Annotated in this window: 2 rRNA genes; both read right to left on the bottom strand. The window is 53.6% G+C overall.

Annotated features, from left to right (window positions below):
- Nucleotide 1 precedes the first annotated feature (1 nt).
- Nucleotides 2–118: ribosomal RNA gene (rrf, locus tag ABIB15_RS15255) — 5S ribosomal RNA — on the bottom strand.
- A gap of 123 nt (nucleotides 119–241) precedes the next feature.
- Nucleotides 242–1,805, bottom strand: a 23S ribosomal RNA gene (locus ABIB15_RS15250); the annotation flags it as partial.

The following is a 1,805-nucleotide window of genomic DNA, read 5'->3' as shown; positions in this document are numbered from 1 at the left end:
AGTCCGGCGGTGTCCTACTCTCCCACAAGGTCCCCCTTGCAGTACCATCGGCGCTGAGAGTCTTAGCTTCCGGGTTCGGAATGTGACCGGGCGTTTCCCTCTCGCTATGGCCGCCGTAACACTTGTTGATTTACAAAGTGAACAGACAAACGATAGTTCGTTTGTACAAGTTCCCGACCGTAGATCAGGAACCACATAGTGGACGCGGGCACCCTGTGCTGTTTATAAACACAGTTTTGGTGTTATCAAGTTATCGGCTTATTAGTACGGGTCAGCTTCACGAGTCTTTAGTCCTCGCTTCCACATCCCGCCTATCAACCCAGTAGTCTAGCTGGGAGCCTCTCACCCGAAGGTATGGAAATCTCATCTTGAAGCTGGCTTCCCGCTTAGATGCTTTCAGCGGTTATCCATTCCGAACGTAGCTAATCAGCGGTGCTCCTGGCGGAACAACTGACACACCAGAGGTTCGTCCATCCCGGTCCTCTCGTACTAGGGATAGATCTTCTCAAATTTCCTGCGCGCGCAGAGGATAGGGACCGAACTGTCTCACGACGTTCTAAACCCAGCTCGCGTACCGCTTTAATGGGCGAACAGCCCAACCCTTGGGACCTACTCCAGCCCCAGGATGCGACGAGCCGACATCGAGGTGCCAAACCATGCCGTCGATATGGACTCTTGGGCAAGATCAGCCTGTTATCCCCGAGGTACCTTTTATCCGTTGAGCGACAGCGCTTCCACAAGCCACTGCCGGATCACTAGTCCCGACTTTCGTCCCTGCTCGAGTTGTCACTCTCACAGTCAAGCTCCCTTGTGCACTTACACTCGACACCTGATTACCAACCAGGTTGAGGGAACCTTTGGGCGCCTCCGTTACTTTTTGGGAGGCAACCGCCCCAGTTAAACTACCCACCAGGCACTGTCCCAGAACCGGATTACGGTTCGTAGTTAGATATCCAAAGTGACCAGAGTGGTATTTCAACGATGACTCCACCAGCACTAGCGTGCCAGCTTCACAGTCTCCCACCTATCCTACACAAGCCACTCCGAACACCAATACCAAGCTGTAGTAAAGGTCACGGGGTCTTTCCGTCCTTCTGCGCGTAACGAGCATCTTTACTCGTAGTGCAATTTCGCCGAGTTCGCGGTTGAGACAGCTGGGAAGTCGTTACGCCATTCGTGCAGGTCGGAACTTACCCGACAAGGAATTTCGCTACCTTAGGATGGTTATAGTTACCACCGCCGTTTACTGGGGCTTAAATTCTCAGCTTCGCCTTGCGGCTAACCGTTCCTCTTAACCTTCCAGCACCGGGCAGGCGTCAGTCCGTATACATCGTCTTGCGACTTGGCACGGACCTGTGTTTTTAGTAAACAGTCGCTTCCCACTGGTCTCTGCGGCCTTACAGCGCTTCAGGAGCTAAGTCCCTTCACGCCTCAGGCCCCCCTTCTCCCGAAGTTACGGGGGCATTTTGCCGAGTTCCTTAACCACGATTCTCTCGATCTCCTTGGTATTCTCTACCTGAACACCTGAGTCGGTTTGGGGTACGGGTGACTTGAACCTCGCGTCGATGCTTTTCTTGGCAGCATAGGATCACTGATTTCCCCCGTGAGGGGTACCCATCGGGTCTCAGCCTATGTGAGAGACGGATTTGCCTTTTCTCTCGGCCTACATCCTTAGACCGGGACAACCATCGCCCGGCTCAGCTACCTTCCTGCGTCACACCTGTTAATACGCTAACCGCACCAGCATAGGGTCGTGTGCTAGACCAAACGTCTCACCCCGAAGGGATCAATCAAATGGCTTCAGA

This window comes from Marisediminicola sp. UYEF4, from assembly GCF_040546025.1.
In the GTDB taxonomy this organism is placed as follows: domain Bacteria; phylum Actinomycetota; class Actinomycetes; order Actinomycetales; family Microbacteriaceae; genus Marisediminicola.
This window is presented reverse-complemented; position numbering and strand designations above follow the sequence as displayed.